The 22,931-nt window shown below is 67.1% G+C and carries 21 protein-coding genes; 7 read left to right on the top strand and 14 right to left on the bottom strand.

The features are described from left to right. Positions 1 to 221: 221 nt before the first annotated feature. From RLN94_RS20260 to RLN94_RS20270, 3 genes are read left to right on the top strand one after another with little or no spacing between them, the layout of a single operon-like run. Complete coding sequence (locus tag RLN94_RS20260) at positions 222 to 2,003, top strand: IlvD/Edd family dehydratase (protein WP_350128083.1); 1,782 nt, start codon at positions 222 to 224, stop codon at positions 2,001 to 2,003. A 48-nt stretch (positions 2,004 to 2,051) separates the two neighbouring features. Next, positions 2,052 to 2,789, top strand: a complete 738-nt coding sequence (locus RLN94_RS20265; RefSeq protein ID WP_350128080.1) for an SDR family oxidoreductase — start codon at positions 2,052 to 2,054, stop codon at positions 2,787 to 2,789. 3 nt (positions 2,790 to 2,792) lie between these two features. After that, positions 2,793 to 3,593: an NAD-dependent epimerase/dehydratase family protein gene (locus tag RLN94_RS20270; RefSeq protein ID WP_350128077.1), complete on the top strand. Its 801-nt coding sequence runs from the start codon at positions 2,793 to 2,795 to the stop codon at positions 3,591 to 3,593. A gap of 101 nt (positions 3,594 to 3,694) precedes the next feature. On the opposite strand, the gene RLN94_RS20275 is transcribed toward RLN94_RS20270, so the two are convergent. From RLN94_RS20275 to RLN94_RS20315, 9 genes are all read right to left on the bottom strand, one after another. Further along, on the bottom strand, positions 3,695 to 4,606 hold the full coding sequence (locus RLN94_RS20275; protein WP_350128074.1) for a DMT family transporter: 912 nt from the start codon (positions 4,604 to 4,606) through the stop codon (positions 3,695 to 3,697). A 19-nt stretch (positions 4,607 to 4,625) separates the two neighbouring features. Further along, positions 4,626 to 5,348 (bottom strand): SDR family oxidoreductase, encoded by a 723-nt coding sequence (locus RLN94_RS20280; protein ID WP_350128071.1) that lies wholly within the window; start codon positions 5,346 to 5,348, stop codon positions 4,626 to 4,628. Next, positions 5,345 to 6,238 (bottom strand): NAD(P)-dependent oxidoreductase, encoded by an 894-nt coding sequence (locus RLN94_RS20285; RefSeq protein WP_350128068.1) that lies wholly within the window; start codon positions 6,236 to 6,238, stop codon positions 5,345 to 5,347. Before RLN94_RS20285 ends, RLN94_RS20280 begins: the two co-directional genes overlap by 4 nt. 46 nt (positions 6,239 to 6,284) lie before the next feature. Then, positions 6,285 to 7,775 (bottom strand): UxaA family hydrolase, encoded by a 1,491-nt coding sequence (locus tag RLN94_RS20290; RefSeq protein ID WP_350128065.1) that lies wholly within the window; start codon positions 7,773 to 7,775, stop codon positions 6,285 to 6,287. Positions 7,776 to 7,783: 8 nt separating this feature from the next. Next, complete coding sequence (locus tag RLN94_RS20295; RefSeq protein WP_350128062.1) at positions 7,784 to 8,725, bottom strand: phytanoyl-CoA dioxygenase family protein; 942 nt, start codon at positions 8,723 to 8,725, stop codon at positions 7,784 to 7,786. An 80-nt stretch (positions 8,726 to 8,805) separates the two neighbouring features. Beyond that, positions 8,806 to 10,434 (bottom strand): TRAP transporter large permease, encoded by a 1,629-nt coding sequence (locus RLN94_RS20300; protein WP_350128059.1) that lies wholly within the window; start codon positions 10,432 to 10,434, stop codon positions 8,806 to 8,808. Continuing rightward, positions 10,435 to 11,244, bottom strand: coding sequence for a TRAP transporter small permease subunit (locus tag RLN94_RS20305; protein ID WP_350128056.1), 810 nt, complete (start codon positions 11,242 to 11,244; stop codon positions 10,435 to 10,437). Positions 11,245 to 11,350: 106 nt separating this feature from the next. After that, positions 11,351 to 12,364 carry a TRAP transporter substrate-binding protein gene (locus tag RLN94_RS20310; RefSeq protein WP_350128052.1) on the bottom strand — a complete coding sequence of 338 codons (1,014 nt, stop codon included), beginning with the start codon at positions 12,362 to 12,364 and terminating at the stop codon, positions 11,351 to 11,353. A 229-nt stretch (positions 12,365 to 12,593) separates the two neighbouring features. Beyond that, positions 12,594 to 13,607: a TRAP transporter substrate-binding protein gene (locus RLN94_RS20315; protein ID WP_350128049.1), complete on the bottom strand. Its 1,014-nt coding sequence runs from the start codon at positions 13,605 to 13,607 to the stop codon at positions 12,594 to 12,596. Between the two features lie 227 nt (positions 13,608 to 13,834). Here RLN94_RS20315 and RLN94_RS20320 point away from each other — a divergent pair, with 227 nt between their 5' ends. Genes RLN94_RS20320 through RLN94_RS20330 form a run of 3 tightly spaced genes read left to right on the top strand, consistent with a single transcriptional unit; the run spans position 13,835 to position 16,400 of the window. Next, complete coding sequence (locus RLN94_RS20320) at positions 13,835 to 14,521, top strand: GntR family transcriptional regulator (protein WP_350128046.1); 687 nt, start codon at positions 13,835 to 13,837, stop codon at positions 14,519 to 14,521. Positions 14,522 to 14,554: 33 nt separating this feature from the next. After that, a complete protein-coding gene (locus RLN94_RS20325; RefSeq protein ID WP_350128043.1) occupies positions 14,555 to 15,400 on the top strand; it encodes a fumarylacetoacetate hydrolase family protein in 846 nt (281 codons plus the stop codon). 13 nt (positions 15,401 to 15,413) lie between these two features. After that, entirely contained in the window at positions 15,414 to 16,400 is a 987-nt protein-coding gene (locus RLN94_RS20330) for a LysR substrate-binding domain-containing protein (protein WP_350128040.1), read from the top strand. 11 nt (positions 16,401 to 16,411) lie between these two features. Here RLN94_RS20330 and RLN94_RS20335 read toward each other — a convergent pair whose 3' ends face one another. The 4 genes from RLN94_RS20335 to RLN94_RS20350 are packed head-to-tail and all read right to left on the bottom strand — an operon-like array spanning position 16,412 to position 19,902. Next, positions 16,412 to 17,164, bottom strand: a complete 753-nt coding sequence (locus RLN94_RS20335; protein WP_350128037.1) for an SDR family NAD(P)-dependent oxidoreductase — start codon at positions 17,162 to 17,164, stop codon at positions 16,412 to 16,414. 31 nt (positions 17,165 to 17,195) lie between these two features. After that, positions 17,196 to 18,089 (bottom strand): NAD(P)-dependent oxidoreductase, encoded by an 894-nt coding sequence (locus RLN94_RS20340; protein ID WP_350128035.1) that lies wholly within the window; start codon positions 18,087 to 18,089, stop codon positions 17,196 to 17,198. 2 nt (positions 18,090 to 18,091) lie between these two features. Continuing rightward, the gene (locus tag RLN94_RS20345; protein ID WP_350128032.1) at positions 18,092 to 19,135 is read right to left on the bottom strand and encodes a transketolase family protein; all 1,044 of its coding nucleotides are present in this window, start codon (positions 19,133 to 19,135) and stop codon (positions 18,092 to 18,094) included. Further along, complete coding sequence (locus RLN94_RS20350; RefSeq protein WP_350128150.1) at positions 19,132 to 19,902, bottom strand: transketolase; 771 nt, start codon at positions 19,900 to 19,902, stop codon at positions 19,132 to 19,134. The genes RLN94_RS20345 and RLN94_RS20350 overlap by 4 nt, the downstream gene beginning before the upstream one ends. A gap of 265 nt (positions 19,903 to 20,167) precedes the next feature. On the opposite strand from RLN94_RS20350, the gene RLN94_RS20355 reads away from it, so the two are divergent. Then, the gene (locus RLN94_RS20355) at positions 20,168 to 21,508 is read left to right on the top strand and encodes an NAD(P)H-dependent oxidoreductase (RefSeq protein WP_350128029.1); all 1,341 of its coding nucleotides are present in this window, start codon (positions 20,168 to 20,170) and stop codon (positions 21,506 to 21,508) included. A 355-nt stretch (positions 21,509 to 21,863) separates the two neighbouring features. Here RLN94_RS20355 and RLN94_RS20360 read toward each other — a convergent pair whose 3' ends face one another. Continuing rightward, positions 21,864 to 22,931 carry a methylglyoxal synthase gene (locus RLN94_RS20360; protein WP_350159073.1) on the bottom strand — a complete coding sequence of 356 codons (1,068 nt, stop codon included), beginning with the start codon at positions 22,929 to 22,931 and terminating at the stop codon, positions 21,864 to 21,866.

Consider the following 22,931-nt stretch of genomic DNA (forward strand, 5'->3'; position numbering starts at 1 on the left):
GGCGCACAGCTCCGCCGACACATCTCGGCCCATCGCCGAACCGTTTCCGGCACGACGTCGGACATTTCCGACAAACCGACGCCACAAGACGAAAGATTCCGTCGGATCCCTTTCAAATCAGGCTTCTTTGCCCTTGCATTTGGTATACCAAATGGGAATGCTGTCACAAGAGGCGTGTTCGCCCGACGCCAGCGAACACGGAATATTGGGAGATTGGCTCGATGTCTGACACACGCGCGAACAAGCAGTTCCGGTCGCAGGAATGGTTCGACAACCCGAACAACCCGGGCATGACCGCGCTCTATCTCGAGCGATACCAGAACCAGCAATTCACCCGCGAGGAACTTCAGTCCGGCAAGCCCGTCATCGGCATCGCCCAGACCGGCTCCGACCTTGCGCCATGCAACAAGATCCACGTCTTCCTGATGGACCGGATCAAGGCCGGCATCCGCGAAGCGGGCGGCATCCCGATGGAGTTTCCCGTCCACCCGATCCAGGAAACCGGCAAGCGGCCCACCGCGGCGCTCGACCGGAACCTGCAATATCTCAGCCTTGTCGAGGTGCTGCACGGCTACCCGATCGACGGCGTGGTGCTGACCACCGGCTGCGACAAGACCACGCCCGCCATGCTGATGGGCGCGGCCACGGTCGACCTGCCGGCCATCGCCCTCAACGGCGGGCCGATGCTGGATGGCTGGTGGAAGGGCAAGCGCGCGGGCTCGGGCATGATCGTCTGGGAAAGCCGCCGCCTGCTGGCCGCGGGCGAGATCGACTACGACGAGTTCCTGAGCCGCGTCTGCTCCTCCGCGCCCAGCCTCGGCCATTGCAACACCATGGGCACCGCCAGCACGATGAACGCCATGGCCGAGGCGCTCGGCATGTCGCTGACCGGCAACTCGGCGATTCCCGCGCCTTTCCGCGAACGGATGGCCATGGCCTACGAGACCGGCAAGCGCATCGTCGCCATGGTCTACGAAGACCTCAAGCCGTCCGACATCATGACGCGCGAGGCCTTCGAGAACGCCATCATCGTCAACGCCGCCATCGGCGGCTCGACCAACGCCCCGCCCCACCTTCAGGCCGTCGCTCGCCATATCGGCGTCGACCTCGACGTGAAGGACTGGGAAGCCATCGGCTTCGACGTGCCGCTCATGGTCAACATGCAGCCTGCCGGCGAGTACCTCGGAGAAAGCTTCTTCCGCGCGGGCGGCGTACCGGCGGTGATGGCCGAACTGGTCCGCGCGGGCCGCATCCACGAGGGGGTGATGACCGCCACCGGGCAGACCATGGGTACGAACCTCGCCGGGCTCGAAAGCGCAGACCACAACGTCATCACCACCTACGACGCGCCCCTGCGCAGGAACGCGGGTTTCAAGGTACTGACCGGCAACCTCTTCGACTCCGCCCTGATGAAGACCAGCGTGATCTCCGACGATTTCCGCAAGCGGTTCCTGTCGGAACCCGGCAACGAGAACGTGTTCGAGGCCCGCGCCGTGGTCTTCGAAGGGCCCGAGGATTACCACGACCGGATCAACGATGCCGGGCTTGGCATCGACGAGCGCACTATTCTCTTCATCCGCGGTGTCGGCTGTGTCGGCTACCCGGGTGCGGCGGAAGTGGTGAACATGCAGCCCCCGGATGCGATCATCCGGCAAGGCATTCACCACCTGCCCACCGTGGGCGACGGGCGCCAATCGGGCACCTCGGAAAGCCCCTCGATCCTCAACGCCTCGCCCGAAAGCGTGGTCGGCGGCGGTCTGGCCTACCTCAAAACCGGCGACATGGTGCGGCTCGACCTCAACGCCTCGCGCATGGATGCGCTGGTGGACGAGGCCGAGTGGCAGGCCCGGATCGACGCGTGGCAGGCGCCCGAGATCAAGAGCCAGACGCCGTGGCAGGAGATCTACCGTACCCATGTCGGCCAGTTGGCCAATGGCGGCTGTCTCGAACTGGCCACCGCCTATCAGAAGGTCGGCCGCGACCTGCCGAGGGACAATCACTAGACCACGCGGCAGGGTGGCCCGGCCGCCCGGCCCAACGGGAGGAAAGCCATGTCCAAGACCATCATCATCACCGGCGGCGGCGGCGGCGTGGGCCGTGCCACCGCCCATGCCTTTCTCGATGCCGGCTGGCGCGTGGGGCTCGTCGGCCGCCGCGCCGAGGCGCTGGAGGAGACGGCGAACGGGCACGAGAACGCCCTCACTCTGCCCTGCGACGTCACCGACGAGGCGGAGGTCGAGGCGGCCTTCGACCGTGCCGCGAAAGACTGGGGCCACCTCGACGCGATCTTCAACAATGCCGGCATCGGCCGCCCCGGTGCCCCGATCGACGAAATCCCGGTCGAGGAGTTCCGCAAGGTCATCGACATCAACGTGACCGGCAGTTTCATCTGCGCCCGCGCCGCCTTCGCCATCATGCGCCGGCAAGACCCGCAGGGCGGCCGGATCATCAACAACGGCTCGGTCTCGGCCTACGTGCCGCGCTGGGGCTCGTCGCCCTACACCGCCTCGAAACACGCCATCACCGGCCTCACCCGCTCGATCAGCCTCGACGGCCGCCCCTTCAACATCGCCTGCGGCCAGATCGACATCGGCAACGCCCTCACCGAGATGGCGGCCAAGATGACCGAGGGCGTGCCGCAGGCCGACGGCTCCATCGCCGTCGAGCCGGTGATGGACGTGGCGCAGGTGGCCAGTTCCGTCCTGCACATGGCCAGCCTGCCGCTCGATGCCAATGTACAGTTCATGACCGTGATGGCCACCAACATGCCCTATATCGGGCGGGGGTAACCCATGCGAAAGACCGACCGTCTGCTCATGACCGGCGCCGCCGGCATAATCGGCCAGCAGATCCGCGAAGGGCTGGCCGAGTATGCAAAGACCGTGCGCCTTTCCGATGTCGCCAACCTCGGCGAACCGGCCGCGCACGAGGAAATCGTCGCCTGCGACCTGACCGATGCCGACGCCGTCCGGTCCATGGTCAAGGGCTGCGACGCCATCCTGCATTTCGGCGGCATCTCGACCGAGAACCGCGCCGACCTCATCCACCGGGTCAATATCGACGGCACCTATTCCCTTTACGAGGCCGCCCGCAAGGAAGGCGCGAAACGCATCCTCTTCGCCAGTTCCAACCACGTGATCGGCTTTCATGCCCGTGAAACAAGGCTCACCGCCTCCTCCCCCATCCGGCCGGACAGCAATTACGGCGTGTCCAAGGCCTATGGCGAGGCGTTGGCGCGGATGTATTGGGACAAGTACGGCATCGAGACGCTGATCCTGCGCATCGGGTCGTGCTTTCCGCAGCCGAAGGACCGGCGGATGCTGGCGACGTGGATGTCGTCGGCCGACATGCTGCGGCTGATCGGGGTGATGCTGGAGGTGCCGAGGCTCGGTTGCCCCATAGTTTACGGGGTTTCGGACAACGCGGAAAGCTGGTGGGACAATTCCGAAACCGCCTATCTCGGTTGGCAGCCGCAGGACAGCTCGGCGCAGTTTGCCCACCTCTTCGCCGATGATCCGGCGCAGGATCCGAATGATCCTGAGGTCATCTACCAGGGTGGAAAATTCGCCAAGGCGGGGCATTTCGAGGACTGACCCGTTCGGCGCCGACACCCCTTGTTTTGCAGGAAATCCAACGTCGGTATAACGTCGGTATTTTGTCGGTATTGCGTCGGTGTTTCTGCCGACGCCCGCGCTCAGGGCACCCGCGTCGACTTGCGCAGCGCGCCCGCCTTCTGCCGCTCGCGGTGCCAGATATAGAGACCCGCGCCGATGATGATCACGCCCCCGCCCAGCGTCCAGACCGTGGGCCACGTGGCGAACACCACGATGCCCGCCACCGCCGCCAGGAAGATCTGGCTGTAGACCATCGGCGCGAGGATCGACGCATCGGCCCAGCGATGAGCCGTCGTGGCCAAGATATGCCCGGTCATTCCGAACCCGCCGATCAGGAACATCACCAGCCATTCCGTCCGCCCCTCGGGCCAGACCCAGACCGAGGCCGCGAACGGCGCCAGCACGACCGAGGCGATCCCCGCCGACCAGACCTGCTGTGTGGCGTTGGTCTCGACCCCCGCCAGCATCCGCGTCATGATGAAGTAGAGCGAGGCGATCACCAGCGCCGCCAGCGAATAGAGCATCGCCGGGTGGAACTCGGCCCCCCATGGCTGCATCACCACCAGCACGCCCACGAACCCGGTACAGACCGCCGCGATCCGGCGCAGGCCGACCTTTTCGCCAAGGATCGGAATGGCCAGCAGCGTCACGACGATCGGCCCCGCGAACATGATCGTCGTGGTCACCGTGATCGGCAGCGATTGCAGCGCGAAGAAGTTGCAGACGGTCGAGCCGAACAGGAAGCTCGACCGCAAGAGCTGCTTCAACGGCGCCCGGGACCGGAACGCCGACAGCCCTTCCTGCGGCAGGTAGATCAGCGTCGCGTAGACGAAATGCCCGCAATACCGCGCGAACACCACCTGCAGCACCGGCATCCCCGCCAGTGTCAGCCACTTGGCGGAGCTGTCGATGCAGGTGAAGAAGACCACGGCAAAGAACATGGTCAGCACGCCCGCGGCGGTGCGCTCTTCCCTTGGCTGCGGCAGGCTCACATCGTCATCCGCTTCGAGGTCACATCGTCATCCCGCCGTCGATGGCCACGCATTGCCCGGTCATGTAGCGCGTCTCGTCACTGGCGAGATAGACCACGAGGTCGGCGATCTCCTCGGCCTCGCCCAGCCTTCCCATCGGCTGGCGGGCGACGAAGGCCTTCATCGCCGCGTCGTAATCGCCCGTGTCCTTCAGCCGCTGCTGAAGCGAGGGGCTGTCGACCGTGCCCGGCGCGATGCAGTTGCAGCGGATGCCGCGCGTGATGTAATCGGCCGCGACCTGTTTGGTCAGCCCGATCGTGGCGCCCTTCGACGTGCCGTAGATGAACCGGTTCGGCAGGCCCCGCATACTGGAACAGACCGAGGCGATGTTGACGATGGCCCCCGCCTCGCGTTCCAGCATCCCCGGCACCGCCGCCTGGATCGCGTGAAAATGCGCCCGCACGTTGAGGTTCATGGCGAGGTCGAACTCGTCGTCCGTGGCGTCGAGCACCGTGCCCGAATGCACGATGCCCGAGCAGTTGACGAGGATGTCCGGCGCCGCAGCGCCCACCGCCTTCACCAGCGCGGCCTTGTCCAGCGCGTCGAGCGCAAAGGCCTCGGCCACGTCGAGCCCCGCCAGCAGGTCGCCGTTCAGGTCGGTCGCGATCACGTGCGCCCCCTCGCGGGCCATCGCCGCGGCGCTCGCGCGGCCGATGCCCTGCCCGGCGGCGGTGATGAAGGCGCGCTTGCCTTTCAGCCTCATGATCGTCCGCTCCCGAGATGCTTGCCCATCCAGTCGACCATTTCCGGGATCATGATCCCGCCATCGCCGCCATCCCGCGCCTCGCGCAGCGTGGCGTCGGCGGCGGTCGACATGCGGCTTTCCAGCCCGAGGTCCGCCGTCATCTGCCGGTAATAGCCCACGTCCTTGGCGCCGTTCGCAACCGAAAAGGCAAGGTCGATCTTGCCGTCGACGGCGTAGTTGCGGATGAACTCCATCATCCCCGATTTGAGCGGCCCGGCGGACATCACGCCGAACAGCGCCTCGCGCTCGATGCCGGCCGCATCCGCCGCGGCGAAGGCCTCGGACATGGCGGTCGCCGTGGTCATGGCGAAGAAGTTGTTGATCAGCTTGATCGTGTGCCCGTTGCCCAGCTTGCCGAGATGGAAGACATTCTCGCCCAGCACGTCGAGCACCGGCTTGACGCGGCTGTAGGCGGCCTCGTCACCCGCGCACATGATGTTCAGGAGGCCATCCTTGGCATGGGCCGGCGTGCGGCCCAGCGGCGCGTCGAGATAGACCGCGCCCTTTTCGGCCAGATCGGCCCCGATCTTCAGCGTCGAGGACGGCAGCGAGGTGCCGAAGTCGATCACCACCTGGCCGTCCTTCGCCCCGGCCAGCACGCCGTCGTCGCCGTAGATCCGTTGCTCGACCTGCTCCGACGTGCCGACGCAGAGCATCACGATATCGCAGCCCTGGGCCATCTCCCGCGCCGAGCCGGCCTCGCGGCCGCCGCGTGCCACGGCCTCCTCGATCCCGCTCCGGTCGCGGTTGCCCAGCACGCTTACCTCGTAACCCGCATCCTGCAGGCATCCCACCATGGCGCGGCCCATCAGGCCCAGCCCGATAAATCCGATCGTCGGTTTGCTCATCTCTCACTCTCCCTGTTCCGGCACCGCCCGCGCGGGGCGGCGCGCCCTACATCACCGCGCCGATCTGCCACGGCACGAATTCATGATCGCCCAGCCCCTGCGCCTCGGATTTCGACACCTCGCCCGAGGCCAGCCGCAGCCACGCCTCGTAGATCTCGCGCCCGACCTCCTCGACGCTGGCGCCCTCGGTCAGGATCCGGCCGGCATTCACGTCCATGTCCTCGGTCATCCGCTCGTACATCTGGCTGTTGGTCGCCACCTTCAGCGTCGGCGCGGGCTTGGAGCCGAAGGCCGAGCCGCGCCCGGTGGTGAACACCACGAGGTTGCAGCCGCTGGCAATCTGCCCCGTCACGCTGGCCGGATCGTAGCCGGGGCTGTCCATGAAGGTGAAGCCCCTGGCCGTCACCGGCTCGGCATATTTGTAGACGCCGGTGAGGGGCGTCGTGCCCCCCTTGGCCGCCGCGCCGAGCGACTTTTCGAGGATGGTGGTCAGCCCGCCCTTCTTGTTGCCGGGGCTGGGGTTGTTGTCCATGCTGCCGTGGTTGCGGGCGGTGTAATCCTCCCACCAGCGGATGAGGGCGATGAGCTTCTCGCCCACCTCGCGGCTGGCCGCCCGCGCGGTCAGCAGGTGTTCGGCCCCGTAGATCTCGGGCGTTTCGGCCAGCACGCCGGTGCCGCCCTGCGCGACCAGCAGGTCGCAGGCATGGCCGACCGCCGGGTTGGCGGTGATGCCCGACCACGCGTCCGAGCCGCCGCATTGCAGGGCGACCATCAGTTCCGAGGCCGGGCACGGCTCGCGCTCGGCCTCGTCGACCAGGGGCAGCATCGCCTCGATCTTGGCTATGCCGGCCTCGACGGTCTTCCGGATGCCGCCCACGTCCTGGATGTTCATGGTCTGGAAGAGCGGCCCCGGCGTCAGGCCGAACGCCTCGACCAGCCAGTCGATCTGGTTGGTCTCGCAGCCCAGCCCGGCCATCAGCACGCCGCCCACGTTGGGGTTGCGGGCATAGCCCCACATGACCCGCTGCAGGGCCTCGAACCCCTCGCCCGATCCGGCCATGCCGCAGCCGGTGCCGTGCACGAAGGCGGCCACGCCGTCGACATCGGGATAGGGCGCCAGCCGCTCGGGGGTGAAGTGGTCGGCGATCATGCGCGCGGCGGTGGCCGAGCAGTTCACCGAGGTGAGGACGGCGATGTAGTTGCGCGTGCCGACCCGGCCCGAGGCGCGGCGGTAGCCCATGAAGGTGTCGGTGGTGGTCGCGGGCGTGGCGGGGGTCAGGTTGGTGGAGAATTCGTAGGCGGTGTCGACATTGCGGAATTCGAGGTTGTGGGTGTGTACGTGGGCGCCTTGGGGGATGTCCGTGGAGGCATAGCCGATGACCTGGGCGTATTTCCGCACCGCCTCGCCGCGGGCGATGGGGCGGGTGGCCAGCTTGTGGCCGCGCGGTATCAGCTCGGCGGCGCCGCCCTCGCCGGGGGCAAGCTGGGTGATGGCGGTGGCCACGTTGTCGGCGTCGGACAGTTGGACGGTCTGCATGGCTGACCTCAGGCGCAGGAGGGGCTGTCGGCGCGCCAGCGGTGGATGGGGATGTGCGGCTGGCCGGACAGGCGGGCGCACGCCGCCTGCCACATCTCGCGCCATGTCCGCCAGTCGCGCAGCTCCGCCTCCGGATTGGCGCGGGACCGGGCGACGAAGTCGGGGAAATGCGCGCGGCCGGTGGGCTGGCCGGTCACGCTGTAGCGGATGTCGAAGGACCAGCGGAACCGGTCCGACCGGTTGTCGAGCGAGGCATGGGGCGTCAGCGGGTGGAAGATGACCGCGCCGCCGGCCTTGACCGGCAGCGGCCGCGCCTGCGAGAGATCGAGACAGCCATCGGCAATCGCCGTCTGTTTCTTCGGGCAATGCGGGTACATTTGCGGCGTGCCGGGGATCGCCTGCAGGCAGCCGTTCTCGACCGTGGCGTCGGTGATCGCCAGCCAGACCGTCACCATCGTGGTGCCGTCGGCCTCCTCGTGCCCCACGCCGCGATCCTGGTGCCAGTCGGTGCCGCCCACATGCGCGCGGATCTCGTCCTTGTGCAGATCGCCCACCGGCGGCTTCAGCCGCACGTGCTGGATCGGGTTCGATGTGATCTCGGGCCCGATCAGGCCTTCCACGAGGTCCAGAAGCCGCGTGCAGGTGATCATGTCGAACACCGCCGGGCCGAAATGAAAGGGCGTCTCGGGCGTCACCGCGTCGCCCGGAAGCGAGATATCCATCGGCTGGAACCAGTCGCAGCCGGCCTTGTAGCTGGTCAGCAGCTTGTCCTGGAAATCCCGCCCCTCGGGCGTCGGAACGCGCCCCTCGCGGTGCCAGCCCTCGTAGAGGCCGTCGAGCAGCCGCGCATACTCTGCCCGGACCGCCGCCAGAACCTGCGGTGGCAGCACGTCGGGCACCACGATCACCCCGTCCCGGTGGAACGCGTCTATCTGGGATTGGTCAAGCATGGCGCCTCCGCGCGCTGGTCAGGGCGTGGAAAGGGGCGGGCCCGCCCGCCCCCTTCGGGAAAGCTTTCAGGCCGGCCGCCCTAGAGGAACAGCGTCACGATGGGCGGCCAGATCAGCAGCACGGACAGCGCCAGAAGCTGCAGCACGATGAACGGCAGGAACCCCCGGAAGATCGCCGTCAGCGAGATATGCGGCGGCGCCACCGACTTGAGGTAGAACGCGGCCGGGCCGAAGGGCGGCGACAGGAAACTGACCTGCATGTTCATGCAGAACACCACGCCGAACCAGATCGCCACGTCGCGCGGGTTCAACTCTCCGAACACGCCGATCTGTTCGACCGGCAGCTTCAGCACGATCGGCAGGAAGACCGGCATGATCAGCAGCACGATGCCGATCCAGTCCATGAACATGCCCATGATCAGGAAGATCAGCATCATCACCAGGATGATGCCCATGGTCGGCAGTTCCGCCGCCACGATCATGTTGGCCACGTAGGTCGGCCCGCCCGCCAGTGTGTAAGCGGCGGCGAGCGAGGCCGCGCCGATGGTGACCCAGATGATCGTGCCGGTCGATTTCAGCGTGCGCATCAGGCTGTCCCACACGATCTCGAAGGTCATCTCGCGCCGGATCAGCCCGATGACGAAGACCGCCACCACGCCCATGCCCGCGGCCTCGGTGATGCCGGTGATGCCCATGTAGATCGAGCCCAGCACCACGCCGATGACGATGACCGGCGCGATCAGGCCCTTGCCCATCTGCCAGCCTTCCGCGGCCCGCTCGCGGCCCACGACGAACAGGATCAGCGCGGCGGCGATGACGAAGGCGCCCACGATATACGGGATGTCCGAGACCATCCCCAGCGCGATCGGCTCGAGCCCCTCCTGCACCTGGTTGTCGCCGGTGATCGTGAAGAACACCGCCCGGAGCAGCAGGAACCCGGTGATCCACAGCGCGAAGCGCGACAGGAAGCCTACGAAGCGCAGGAACTTCTCCATCCCCTTGGGCGCGGTCGGGTCCTCTTCCGGCAGGGGCGCCAGAGACGGGTTCAGGTTGGTGCGGATGATGATGTAGATGATGAAGAACGAGGCCAGCATGAAGCCGGGCAGGAAGGACGCGGTAAACAGCGCCTTGATCGAGGTCTCGGTCACCAGCCCGTAGAAGATCAGCACGATCGACGGCGGGATCATCGTGCCCAGCGAGCCGGAGGCACAGATCGTCCCGATGGCGAGGTTCTGGTTGTAGCCCAGCCGCAGCATCTGTGGCAGCGCGATCAGCCCCAGCAGCACCACCTCGCCGCCGATGATCCCCGACATGGCCGCCATGATCACCGCCATGATCGAGGTCACGATGGCGATCCCGCCCCGGGTCCGCGAGAGCCACTGGTTGAGCGCTTCGTACATGTCCTTGGCGATGCCCGAACGTTCGAGCAGCGAGGCCATGAAGATGAACAGCGGCACCGATATCAGCACGTAATTCGTCATCTGCCGGTAGACGGCCTGTGCCAGTACCGACATGGGCCCGCTGCCGAACCGCCCGAACGACACTTCGGGGCCGAATTTCATCACGATGACCGCCACGGCAAGGAAGGCCGAGGCAAAGCCAAGCGGCATCCCGATGGCCAGCAGGGCGAACATCCCGACCAGAAGCAGGATCGACAGGGTGGCGATGCTGTCGACCTTCATCCACGCGAAAAGCTCGAGGAATTCCATCTACTTCTTCTCCAGCGTTTCGCGGATTTGCTTGATCTCGGTTTCGTCGATCTCGTCGAGCGGCGAGTGATGCTCGGGCGCCTTGTTCCAGTCGGCGATGAGGTTCGACACAGCCTGTATCGCCACCAGCACGATGATGATCAGCACCGCCGGCTTGATGGTTCCGGGGATCGGCGGATCCCAGGCCGTGCCGAACGTCTCCATCCGCAGGAAGCGGCGTTGGGCGTCGGCGTAGTTGCCCCAGACAAGGGCGAAGGTGAAGCCCACGATCAGCAGCACCGACAGCACGTCGGATGCCTTCTGTGCCCAGCGGGGCATGATGTCATAGATCACGTAGATGCGGATATGGCTGCGCTGCTGCATGGCGTATTGGCCCGCGAAGAGGAAGACCAGCGCCGCGATCCACAGCGACAGCTCGTTGGCCCAAAGCGTCGGGCGCGAGAACACGTAGCGCGACACCACCTCGTAGAACATCACGAGGACGATCAGCGCGGTCATGATCATCGCCATTCGCGACGTGATCAGCGAGACGATATCGAAGAACCCGCCCGGCCGGTTCTCGAGCGCGCCGTGGAAATCCGACAGGTAGAGCGCGGCGAACAGCACGGCGCCGGTGATCGACAGCAGCATCGCCCAGACCAGGGGTCGCCCGTGCGGCCGGATCATCTCGTGCATCCCGAGCGCGGTTTCGGATATCAGGGCGTTGGCCACCAGCCAGATGTAAAGCAGCACGACGATGCCGGTGAACAGCAGCATGGCCATGCGAACCGGCTGTCGCAGCGGCCCGAGCCAGAGGCTTTCCTTCTCCATGCGCGATCTCCCCGTCATTCCCAGTTGATTGTGCGCCGCACCGGTCGGATGCGCCCGGCGGGGGGCGCATCCGTGTCTTCGGGCCGCACGCGGCCCGCCTGTGGCCTCAGTCGATCAGGCCAAGCTGCTTGAGATAGGTCTTGTGGCTTTCCAGGATCGCCCCGGCTTCCGGCGAGCGGGTGCCCCAGTCTTCCCACGCGGCCTGGGCCGCCTCGCGGAAGGCCGCCCGGTCCTCTTCCGACCAGTCGTGCAGGGTGACGCCCTTTTCACGCAGCTCCGCCGCTGCGGCCGAGTTGTTCTTGCCGTTCGACAGCGCGATCTGGAACGAGACCTTCTGCCACGCGGTGTCGATGATCCGGCGCTGCTGGTCGGTCAGGTCGTTCCACACGTCCAGATTGCAGGCCAGGTGGTCCGACGGCATCGAGTGGAAGCCCGGATAGGTGGCGTGTTTCACGATGTCGTAGAGGCCGAGGCCGACGTTGTTGTAGAGGCCCGAGGCGTCCGCCCCGTCGATGATCCCGGTCTCCAGCGCGGTGAAGATCTCGGTGAAATCCATCACGATGGGCGAGGCGCCGAGGCTTTCGAAGATCTCGGTTTCCATGCCCGGGGGAGAGCGGAATTTCCAGCCCTTGAGGTCGTCCATCCCGGCGATGGGCTTGGACGACGAGAGCGATTCCTGCCCGTAGATCGACCAGCCGATGAGCTGCATGTTCTGCGCGTTGTAGAGCTCCTGCGCGGCGTCGTAGCCGCCGCCGTAATAGAGCCACGAATACTGCTGCCAGGGGGTTTCGTAGCCGCCCATGATGTCGCCCACGAACTGGAAGGCCGGGTTCTTGCCGGTCTGGTAGGCGCCGCCGGTGGCGTCGCAATCCAGGATGCCGTTGATGGCGGCATCGAACGTCTCGGTCGTGGCCACGACCGAGGACGAATAGAACATCTCGACGGTGATGTCCCCGCCCGACATGACCTGCACGTCATCCGCCCATTCGGCCAGCTGCTTGCCGGTCGGATGCTCTGTGGCATAGTGCGTCTGCACCCGCAGCGTGACCGGCTCGGCCATGGCCGAGGCGGCCGTCAGCGCCACCGCGCCCGCCGTCATCAGTAGGTTCGTGGATTTCATTCTTCTCTCCTCCCTTTGCGGCGACTTTGCGCCGTCTGTTTCACTGCCGCCCATCCTCGATCGCGCGGCCAGAGATGGTATACCATCTCTGGTGACGGTAACGAATGGCGTTTCGATAATCAACAAATTTTGGTATACCAAATCGACCCGGGCGGGCTTTCCGCCGTCGGGGCGAACCCGGCTCCGGGTCCGCCCCCCGCCGGGGGCGACAGGCGCCCCGGTCACGGCCTCAGTCGATCAGCCCGAGCTGCCGCAGATAGGTCTTGTGGCTTTCGAGAATCGCCGCCGCTTCGGGCGAGCGCGAACCCCACTCTTCCCACGATTCCTGCGCCGCCTCGCGGAACGCCGCCCGGTCCTCTTCCGACCAGTCATGCAGCGTCACGCCCTGCTCGCGCAGTTCCGATGCCGCGGCCGAGTTGTTCTTGCCGTTGGAGAGCGCGATCTGGAACGACACCTTCTGCCATGCGGTGTCGATGATCCGGCGCTGCTGGTCGGTCAGGCCGTTCCACACGTCCAGATTGCAGGCCAGGTGGTCCGAGGGCATCGAATGGAAGCCCGGGTAGGTGGCATGCTTGACGATGTCGTAGAGACCGAGGCCCACGTTGTTGTAGAGGCCCGAGGCATCCGCGCCGTCGATGATCCCCGTCTCCAGCGCGGTGAAGATCTCGGTGAAATCCATCACGATGGGCGAGGCGCCGAGCTTCTCGAAGATCTCGGTCTCCATGCCGGGCGGCGAGCGGAACTTCCAGCCCTTCATATCCTCCATGCCGGCGATCGGCGTCGAGGAGGACAGCGATTCCTGACCGTAGATCGACCAGCCGACAAGCTGCATGTTCTGGGCATTGTAAAGCTCCTGCGCGGCATCGTAGCCGCCGCCGTAATAGAGCCACGAATATTGCTGCCACGGCGTCTCGTAGCCGCCCATGATGTCGCCCACGAACTGGAAGGCGGGGTTCTTGCCGGTCTGGTAGGCGCCGCTGGTCGCGTCGCAGTCGATGATCCCGTTGATCGCGGCGTCGAAGGTCTCTGTCGAGGCGACGACAGAAGACGAATAGAACATCTCCACCGTGATATCGCCGCCCGACATGACGCTGATGTCATCGGCCCATTCGGCCAGTTGCTTGCCGGTCGGGTGCTCGGTCGCGTAATGCGTCTGCACCCGCAGCGTGACCGGCTCGGCCATGGCCTGCGCCGCCATCAGCGCCGCCACACCGGCCGTCATCAGAAAACTCGTGCGTTTCATTTTTCTCTCCTCCCTTGGCGATGCCTTGGCAGCACCGGTTTCACGGCGCGCATCCTCTGGCACGCCGCCACAGATGGTATACCATCAAGGCGGAGGCTACCGACTGCTCCCTCGACAATCAACAAATTTTGGTATACCAAATCTGCTAAAGTGATTGAACTGGCCTCCCTTGGCCTTACGTTCCAAGGGGTTATAAGACTTTTGACTGGATCAGGTGGAGCGCCGGCATGGCCGAGGGAATTCTGGCAGAACAGATCGCCAATCAGCTGCGACGGGACATCCTGCGCGGCAAGCTGGCGCCGGGGGCCTCGATCAAGGAACGCGACAACGCGGCCGAGATGGGGGTCAGCCGCACGCCCATGCGCGAAGCGATTCGCATCCTCGCGCAGGACGGGCTCGTCATCCTCCGCCCCGCCCGCAGCCCGATCGTCGCCCAGCCGACCCTGCGCGAGGTGGAGGACAATATCGAGGTGCTGACCTCGCTCGAAATGCTGTCCGGCGAACTGGCCGTGGAACGCGCCAGCGACGAGCAGATCCGCGAGATCGTGGAGGCCCAGAGCCGCATGGAACAGCTCTATGACGAGCTCGACATGGTCGACGTGTTCGAGCTCGACATGGAGTTTCACAAGACGATCGTGCGGGCCGCCAACAACCGGGTGCTTGCCGAAACCCATGGCGCCATCCTCGCCCGGCTCTGGCGCGCGCGCTACCTGTCGGCCAGCCGCAAACGCTCGCGCGACCGGGTGCTGGAACAGCACAACGCCATCGCCACGGGGCTGTGCAACCGCGACGTCGAGATGGTCAAGCGCCACCTGCATAGCCACCTCGAACACCTCGTGATAAACGTGCGCGACTACTTCGAACACGGGCAGGAAAACCTGCCCCCCGAACCCGACAACACATCGGCCCCCTGACCGGCGGCCAGCAGCGCGAGGGAAGACAACTTCATGAAATTACTGCGTTTCGGCCCGCAGGGTCAGGAAAAGCCCGGCATTCTCGACAGCGAGGGACAGGTGCGCGACCTGTCCGGCAAGGCCGGTGATTTCGCCGGCAGCGGCGTTTCCCTCGAGGCGCTCGACGCGATCCGCGGCCTCGACCTCGACAGCCTGCCCGTGGTGGAAAACCCCGGCCGGATCGGCGCCTGCCTGGCCTCGGTGCCGAACTTCTTCTGCATCGGCCTCAACTACGCCAAGCACGCCGCCGAAACTGGCGCCCAGCCGCCGAAGGAGCCGATCCTCTTCTCCAAGGCCAGCTCCGCGCTCTCCGGCCCGAACGATCCCGTCATCATCCCCCGCAACTCGGTCAAGGGCGACTGGGAGGTCGAGCTGGGCGTCGTCATCGGCCGCGAAACGCTCTATGTCAGCGAGGCCGACGCGCTGTCCCATGTCGCAGGCTACTGCGTCATCAACGACGTCTCGGAACGCGAGTTCCAGGCCGAGCGGGGCGGCCAGTGGATCAAGGGCAAATCCGCCCCCACCTTCGGCCCCACCGGCCCCTGGCTCGTCACCGCCGACGAGGTGCCCGATCCGCAGGCGCTCGACCTCAGCCTGTCGCTCAACGGCGAGGTGGTCCAGAACTCCAGCACCGACGACATGATCTTCGGCGTGGCCGAGATCATCGCCTACATGAGCCGCTTCATGAAGCTGCAGCCGGGCGACATCATCGCCACCGGCACCCCCTCGGGCGTGGGGCTGGGCATGAAGCCGCCGCGCTTCCTGAAACCCGGCGACGTGATGGAGTTGACCGTCGAAGGCCTCGGCACCCAGCGGCAGGAGACGGTCGCCGCCGACTGAGCCGGAGAGCGCCATGCCCCGCACTCCCAACCTCAACGGGTTCCTCTATTTCGAAACCGTGGCGCGGCGGGGCACCATCACCCGCGCGGCCGAGGAGCTGTCGGTCTCGCCCTCGGCGGTCAGCCAGCAGATCAAGCTGCTGGAACAGCAGCTTGGCGTCCGGCTTTTCCGTCGCGAGGGGCGGGTTCTCAGCCTGACGCTGGAAGGCGAGCAGTTGTTCCAGACCTCGGCCACCGCCCTGCGGATGCTGCGCGACGCCCGCCGCCACCTCGGCAAGACGCGCGAGACCTACCGGCTCAACCTACGCGTCTCGCCCAGTTTCGGGGTGCGCTGGCTGGGTCCGCGCCTGTCGGATTTCGTCGCCCGCTACCCCGACTGGGACCTGCGCGCCGACGCCGCGCCCGACCCCACCGATTTCGACCGCGAGGTGATGGATCTCGATATCCGCTACGGCACCGGGCAATGGGCGGGCTACCATGCGCAGGCGGTGGTGCAGGACCACGTGCTGCCGCTCTGCAGCCCGGACTACCTCGAAGGTCTCGGCAGTGGCACACCGGGAGAGCGCTTCGACAGGGCCCGGCTGATCGACAGCGCCCGCGCCCTCTGCCAGTGGGATTTCTGGCTGATGCACACCGGGGTCGAGACCGGGGCCAACCGCAAGACCATCCTGATGGACCGCTCGTCGATGGCGCTGCAACTGGCGCTCGACGGGTCGGGCATCGTGCTGGAATCGCTGGCGCTTGCGCTGCCCGAACTGGCCGAGGGGCGGCTGGTGCCGGTCACGCCGTCCCTGCCCGTTCTGCGCTTCCCGGCCTACTGGGCGATCTGCCCGGCCCGGAACCTCAACCGCCGGGCGGTGCGCCGCTTCCTCGGCTGGCTCGACGAACAGGTCGCCGCGCACGAGGCGGAGCTGCACGCGGTGCTCGACCGGCATGGCCTTTTCATCGAGGATGTCTCGCTCGAGGCGGACCGGCCTTCGGGCCGCATCGGGCAAACCTGAGGCGCCGCGCCTCAGTGAATGAGCGAGCCGCCGTTCACGTCCACCTCCGAGCCGGTCACGTAGGCCGACAGCTCCGACGCAAGGAAGAGCGCGCAGCCCGCCACGTCCGACGCCTCGCCCGCCCGGCCCATCGGGATGCCGGCCAGGATCTGCTCCTTCATCTCGGGCGTCAGCTTGCCTTGGGTGATGTCGGTGGCGATGAAGCCCGGGCAGATGGCGTTGGCGCGTATGCCGTCCGGCGCCAGCTCGCGCGCCATGGCCTTGGTCAGCCCCAGCACCCCGGCCTTGGCGGCCGAGTAATGCGGGCCGCCGAAGATGCCGCCACCCCGCTGGGCCGAGACCGACGACATGTTCACCAGCTTGCCCGATTTCCGGCCCCGCATGTGCGGGATCACCGCCTGGCTCATGTGCAGCGTGCCCAGCAGGTTCACGTCGAGCACGGCGTCGTAATTCTCGTGCCGGATATCCATGATCTTCAGCGGCTGGGTGATGCCGGCGTTGTTCACCACGATGTCGATCTGGCCGAACGCCTCGATCACCGTGGCCGCCGCCGCGTCGCAATCGGCCCGGCGGGTCACGTCGCAGGCCAGCCCGATATGCCCTTCGCCGAGGTCGGCCGCCGCCTCCTCTGCCTGGCCCAGGTCGAGGTCGAGGATCGCCACGCGGCAGCCATGCTCGGCAAAGAGCCGCGCCGTGGCCTTGCCCAGGCCCCGCGGGCTGGCCGCGCCGGTGATGATCGCCGTCTGTCCGTCGAGAAGTCCCATCCGTCCCTCCTGTCCCGCGGCCCGTGGCCGGTCAGCTTTCGTGCACCTGCTTGCCGGTCAGCGCCGCGTAGGCGCGGACCACCTTGCTGTCATCCTCGGCCCCGTGGCCCAGCCCCGAGGCGCCGAGGAACATCTGGTGCGCGGCGGCGGCGAGCGGCAGGGGCACGGCATTCTCGCGGCCCGTCTGCAGCACCAGCCCCACGTCCTTGACGAAGATATCGACCGAGGAGGTGCAGGCCGGGTCGGCCTGCATCATCCGGGGGCCGCGATCCTCGAGCATCCAGCTCTGCCCGGCAGAGCCGGTGACGATCTCGAAGAGTTTCTGCGGGTCGCAGCCCGCCTTCGCGCCCAGCGCCAGCAGCTCGGCCGCGGCGGCGAGGTGCACGCCCGCCGCAAGCTGATGCACCACCTTGTAGGTCGCCCCCATCCCCGGCGCGTCGCCCAGCCGGTGCACCGTCTTCGCCACCGCCTCCAGCACCGGGCCGGCCCGCTCGAATGCCTCCGCCGCGCCCGAGGCCATCACCGTCAGCGTGCCGGCCTCGGCCCCCTTCATGCCGCCCGACACCGGCGCGTCGAGCATCAGGTGCCCGCCCTCCTCCAGCGCCGTGCCGAGCGCCCGTGCATCCGAGGGCGCCACCGTCGAGCACAGCATCACCGTCGATCCGGGATCGAGCGCCGCCGCAGCCCCGCCGGCGCCGAACAGCACGTCCTGCGCCTGCGCCGGGGTCTGCACCATCACCAACAGCAGGTCGCAGCCCTCCGCCGCCTCCGCCACGCTTGCCGAGGGCGTCCCCCCGTCCCCGGCGAAGCGCGCCACCGCCCCCTCTGACAGGTCGAACCCCTTCAGGCCGATCCCGGCCTTCAGGATGTTGCGGGCCATCCCCTGCCCCATGTTTCCCAGCCCGATGATCGCGGTGCCCGGCATGTTCACTCCTCCAGCCATGTCTTGACGCGCGCGGTGATGCTGACGACCGACAGCCCGTACTGCTCATGCAATGTCGGTAGCGCGCCCGCGTCGAGATACTCGTCGGGCAGCGCCAACTGCCGGAACGGCACGTGCACCCCGGCCCGCATCAGCGCGCCCGCCACGGCCTCCCCCAAACCGCCGGTCACGGAATGGTTCTCGGCCGTCACCACCAGCCGCCCGCCCTTGCGGGCCTCGGCCACGATGGTCTCGGCATCGAGCGGCTTGATGGTCGGCGAATGCAGCACCGCGCAGGACACCCCGTCGCGCGCCAGCGCCTCGGCCGCGTCCAGCACCCGCATGGTCATGAAGCCCGACGAGATGAACAGCACGTCCGACCCGTCGCGAATGGTCTGCGCGCGACCCAACTTGAACCGGTACCCGTACCTGCCCAGCACATCCGGCACCTTCCCCCGCAGTAGCCGCATGTAGACCGGCCCGGGCGTCTCGGCGATGGCCCGCGTCGCCTGGTCGATCTCGACCGCGTCGCAGGGGTCGATCACCGTCAGGTTCGGCATCCCCCGCATGATCGCCAGATCCTCCGTCGCCTGATGCGAGGGGCCGTATCCCGTCGTCAGCCCTGGCAGCGCACAGCAGATCTTGACCGGCAGGTTCTCCTCGGCGATCGCCATGGCGATGAAGTCATAGGCCCGGCGCGAGGCGAAGACGGCATAGGTGGTGGCAAAGGGCGTGAACCCCTCCCGCGCCAGCCCCGCCGCCGCCGACATCAGCACTGCTTCGGCCATGCCCATCTGGTAGAACCGGTCGGGGTGGGCCTGGGCAAAGACATGCAGGTCGGTGTATTTCGACAGGTCCGCCGACAGGCCCACGATATCCTCGCGCGTCTTCGCCAGGTCGACCAGCGCATGGCCGAAGGGCGCCGCCACCGTCTCGCGCCCCTCGGAATCGAGCGAGGCGATCATCGCCGAGGTGGCGAGTTTCTCCCCCTCCGGCACGGACCGGGATTCGTATTTCGACTTGCGGCGGGAGTGGGCGGGTATGGTCACAGCGGTTTCCCCTCGTCCAGCACGGCCAGCGCCTTGGCCCATTCATCCGCCTCGACCCGGATGAAATGGTTCGATTCCCGCGCTTCGAGGAACGGCACGCCCTTGCACATCTTCGTGTTGCAGATGATGACGCGCGGCTTGGCCTCGGCATGGGTGCGGGCGTTGTCGAACGCCTCGACCAAAGCTTCGAGGTCGTTGCCGTCCACCTCCTGCGCGTACCAGCCGAAGGCCGCCCATTTCGGCGCCTCCGCCCCCACGGCCAGCGCGTCGCGCGTCGGCCCGTCCGCCTGCTGGTTGTTGAAGTCGACGATGGCGATCAGGTTGTCGAGCTTCCACTGGACCGCCGACATCACCGCCTCCCATGTCGAGCCCTCGCCCAGCTCGCCATCCGACAGCATGTTGTAGACGAAGGCCGGGTTCTTCTTCCGCTTCAGCCCCAGCGCCGCCCCTACGGCGATGCCCAGCCCGTGGCCCAGCGAGCCGCCGGTGATCTCCATTCCCGGCGTGTAGGCGGCCATACCCGACATCGGCATCCGGCTGTCATCCATCCCGTAGGTCGGGATCTCCTCCTCGGGCAGGATCCCGGCCTCGATCATCGCGGCATAGAGCGCGATGGCGTAATGCCCGATCGAAAGGTAGAACCGGTCGCGCCCCTCCCATTCCGGGTCGTCGGCGCGGTAGGTCATCGCGTGGAAGTAGGAGGTCGCCAGAACGTCGGCGACCCCCAGGGCCTGCCCGATATAGCCCTGCCCCTGCACCTCTCCCATCAGCAGCGCGTTGCGCCGGATCGCCCAGGCCCGCCGCGGCAGGCTCACGTTGGAACCGGATGTCTCGCTTCGGGTCTGCACGCCGTCCCTCCCCTGACGCCTAAGCCGGATGCCCGCAAAAAGCCCCGTGACGCGCCGTCTGGCAAGCGAGGTCTGGTTAAGGGGTGTGAAGCAGAACTTAACATTTGCGTTCGAAATAATGATGGTTTGGCGTTTCCCCCCTTGGCTATGGTCCGGGCGAACCGCACGGAAAAGGACAGCCCCCATGAACCTCTCCGCCATGCTCGCCGCCCGCGCCGCCGAAGGCCGGCCCGTCCGCATCGGCCTGATCGGCGCAGGCAAGTTCGGCTCGATGATCCTTGCGCAGGCCAAGCATATCGAGGGCTACCACGTGGTCGGCGTGGCCGATCTGGATACGGCCAAGGCCCGCGAGTCGCTCGCCCGCGTCCACTGGGACGAGGCGCAATATGCCGCCCCCTCCCTCGCCGACGCCTATGAGACCGGCGCCACCCACCTCACTGACGACGCCGCGACACTCTTCGATTTCGACGGCATCGAGGTGGTGATCGAGGCCACCGGCCACCCGCTCGCCGGCATCCGCCACGCGCTGGCCGCGATCGAAGCGGGCAAGCATGTGGTCATGGTCAATGTCGAGGCCGACGTGCTCTGCGGGCCGATCCTGGCGGAGAAGGCCCGCGCGGCGGGGGTGGTCTATTCCATGGCCTATGGCGACCAGCCCGCGGCGATCTGCGAGCTTGTCGACTGGGTCCATGCCAGCGGGTTCGAGCTGGTGGCGGCGGGCAAGGGCATGAACTTCGCCCCGCCCTATCGCTACTCCACCCCCGACACGGTCTGGGACTTCTTCGGCTGGTCCGAGGAGGAGGTGGCGAAGGGCGACTTCAACCCGAAAATGTACAACTCCTTCACCGATGGCACCAAGGCGGCGATCGAGATGGCCGCCGTCGCCAACGCCACCGGGCTCGACTGTCCCGAGGACGGGCTGGCCTTTCACCCCGCCGGGCTTCAGGATCTTGCCACCGTCTTCAAACCGCAATCGGAGGGCGGGCAGCTGGACAAGCCCGGCCTTGTCGATATCGCCGCCAGCCGCGAACCCGACGGGCGCGTGGTGCTCAATAACATCCAGTGGGGCATGTTCGTCACCTTCCGCGCGCCGGATGAGTATACCCGCGCCTGTTTCCGGCAATATGGCCTGCTGACCGACGCCTCGGGCTGGTACGGCTCGATGTGGCGGCCGTTCCACCTGATCGGGCTGGAAACCTCCGTCTCGGTCCTCTCCGCCGTGCTGCGGGGCGAGGCGACGGGCAGTTCCACCCGCTACCGCGCCGATGCCGTGGCCACGGCGAAGGGCGATTTCGAGGCGGGCGACATGCTCGACGGCGAGGGCGGCTACAAGGTCTGGGCCAAGGCCATCCCCGCCCGCCTCGCGGCGTCGGAGGACGCGCTGCCCATCGGCCTGGCCCATCACATCAAGCTCAAGCGTCCGGTCAAGCGCGACCAGGTCATCACGCTGGCGGACGTGGAGATCACCGAGGACCACGATATCTTCGCCATGCGCAAGGACCAGAAACGCCTGCTGGAGGGGTGAGGCAAGCGGCGTGGCCGGCCCGCCGGACTGCACCCGGACCCGACCCTAGGCGCCATTCCGCCCAAGCCCCCTGACATTCCCGCAACACTTCCAGGGCGGCCCTGCAACACCCCGTTGCCGCAACGGGTGAGTCGCCCGTAAGCAGGTGTCTGTTGCCAATGCTCAGCATGAGAAAGGGACAACCCATGTCGAGCGCTCTTATCCTAGTCGGACTTGTTGCCGTCGGTGGCCTGCTGCTGGCCCTCGTGCGTACGGTCAAATGACCGCCCGCACCCGCCGGCCGCACGTCGCCTGACGCCGCCACCGGCCCACCCGGACACCAGAACCCCCTGACGCGCGAGCGACCGCGCCGCCCTCATCCCTTTGCCAGGAAGGCAAGGACCACGAGGTCGGCCGCGGCCCCGCTCAGCGCCATGGGAATGTCATGCACGATCGACAGGCGCGTCAGCGCCTGCAGGTCGACGTCACTGCCATGCGGCGCCATCGGGTCGGCGAAGAACACCACCGCGTCAAGCTCGCCATTGGCGACCAGCGCGCCAAGCTGCTGGTCGCCGCCCATCGAGCCGCGCTGCAGCCGCTGCACTTGCAGTTCCGGGCAGGTCTCGGCCAGCATCGTGCCGGTGCCGCCGGTACAGATCAGCCGGTGCCCCGCCAGCGCCGCCCGGTGCCGGAGGACCCACGCCCGCAGATGCGCCTTGCGCGCGTCATGCGCCACCAGCGCGAACCTGCGCGGCGCGGTCGAACGGGCCTGCGCCCGGGCCGTGATCGACAGGATGGCGCGCACCTGCTCGACGAAGCTCTCCCCCGCCCGGAACGCGCCGGCAAAGGCCGCAGTGCCCACGGTGAACCCGGCCGCGCCCGCCTCGGCCACCGCGCCGATCCGCGCCTCGCTGTCGATGCTGCCGGCCACGATCACCGGCTTGCTGACCGCCTGCGCCACCTGCGCCATCAGCCCGGGCACGTCGCCGTCGAAGCGAAAGGCCAAAAGGTCCAGCCCGTGCACATGCTCGAGATCCGCCAGCGCGCGGGCCGAGGCCACGATCTCCTCCGCCGGGCCTTCCAGCACGCTGGGATGGCCGGTGATCCGCCCCGGAAACGGGTAATAGCGCAGCGGGTGATCCCGGATCACCTCGGTCACCGCCGCCGCCCGCGTGCCGCCCAACAGGCAATCCACGTCCAGCGCCACCGCCGCCCGGGCCGAGTTCAGCTCGCTCTCCTCGTCAAGGCTCACCACCTCGAGATAGGACCGCCCGCCGGCCTGCCGGATGGTCCGCGCCAGCCCGCGCAGCTCCTCGAAGGGCAGGCCCACATCCTTGAACCCGATATGCCGCGCCCCGCCCTCCAGCGCCTCCTCCAGCCGCTCGGCCGCGTCGGGGATCGTCCGGTCATTTTCGGTCAGCATGAGGATGAAGTTGAACGCCAT

Source organism: Roseovarius sp. (assembly GCF_040223625.1).
Classification (GTDB): Bacteria; Pseudomonadota; Alphaproteobacteria; order Rhodobacterales; family Rhodobacteraceae; genus Roseovarius.

What these genes read in the sequence shown, in the direction of transcription:
- RLN94_RS20260 (WP_350128083.1), top strand. Translation starts at nt 222, where the DNA reads ATGTCTGACACACGCGCGAACAAGCAGTTCCGGTCGCAGGAATGGTTC.
- RLN94_RS20265 (WP_350128080.1), top strand. Translation starts at nt 2,052, where the DNA reads ATGTCCAAGACCATCATCATCACCGGCGGCGGCGGCGGCGTGGGCCGT.
- RLN94_RS20270 (WP_350128077.1), top strand. Translation starts at nt 2,793, where the DNA reads ATGCGAAAGACCGACCGTCTGCTCATGACCGGCGCCGCCGGCATAATC.
- RLN94_RS20280 (WP_350128071.1), bottom strand. Translation starts at nt 5,348, where the DNA reads ATGAGGCTGAAAGGCAAGCGCGCCTTCATCACCGCCGCCGGGCAGGGC.
- RLN94_RS20285 (WP_350128068.1), bottom strand. Translation starts at nt 6,238, where the DNA reads ATGAGCAAACCGACGATCGGATTTATCGGGCTGGGCCTGATGGGCCGC.
- RLN94_RS20290 (WP_350128065.1), bottom strand. Translation starts at nt 7,775, where the DNA reads ATGCAGACCGTCCAACTGTCCGACGCCGACAACGTGGCCACCGCCATC.
- RLN94_RS20295 (WP_350128062.1), bottom strand. Translation starts at nt 8,725, where the DNA reads ATGCTTGACCAATCCCAGATAGACGCGTTCCACCGGGACGGGGTGATC.
- RLN94_RS20300 (WP_350128059.1), bottom strand. Translation starts at nt 10,434, where the DNA reads ATGGAATTCCTCGAGCTTTTCGCGTGGATGAAGGTCGACAGCATCGCC.
- RLN94_RS20305 (WP_350128056.1), bottom strand. Translation starts at nt 11,244, where the DNA reads ATGGAGAAGGAAAGCCTCTGGCTCGGGCCGCTGCGACAGCCGGTTCGC.
- RLN94_RS20310 (WP_350128052.1), bottom strand. Translation starts at nt 12,364, where the DNA reads ATGAAATCCACGAACCTACTGATGACGGCGGGCGCGGTGGCGCTGACG.
- RLN94_RS20315 (WP_350128049.1), bottom strand. Translation starts at nt 13,607, where the DNA reads ATGAAACGCACGAGTTTTCTGATGACGGCCGGTGTGGCGGCGCTGATG.
- RLN94_RS20320 (WP_350128046.1), top strand. Translation starts at nt 13,835, where the DNA reads ATGGCCGAGGGAATTCTGGCAGAACAGATCGCCAATCAGCTGCGACGG.
- RLN94_RS20325 (WP_350128043.1), top strand. Translation starts at nt 14,555, where the DNA reads ATGAAATTACTGCGTTTCGGCCCGCAGGGTCAGGAAAAGCCCGGCATT.
- RLN94_RS20330 (WP_350128040.1), top strand. Translation starts at nt 15,414, where the DNA reads ATGCCCCGCACTCCCAACCTCAACGGGTTCCTCTATTTCGAAACCGTG.
- RLN94_RS20335 (WP_350128037.1), bottom strand. Translation starts at nt 17,164, where the DNA reads ATGGGACTTCTCGACGGACAGACGGCGATCATCACCGGCGCGGCCAGC.
- RLN94_RS20340 (WP_350128035.1), bottom strand. Translation starts at nt 18,089, where the DNA reads ATGCCGGGCACCGCGATCATCGGGCTGGGAAACATGGGGCAGGGGATG.
- RLN94_RS20350 (WP_350128150.1), bottom strand. Translation starts at nt 19,902, where the DNA reads ATGGGAGAGGTGCAGGGGCAGGGCTATATCGGGCAGGCCCTGGGGGTC.
- RLN94_RS20355 (WP_350128029.1), top strand. Translation starts at nt 20,168, where the DNA reads ATGAACCTCTCCGCCATGCTCGCCGCCCGCGCCGCCGAAGGCCGGCCC.
- RLN94_RS20360 (WP_350159073.1), bottom strand. Translation starts at nt 22,931, where the DNA reads ATGGCGTTCAACTTCATCCTCATGCTGACCGAAAATGACCGGACGATC.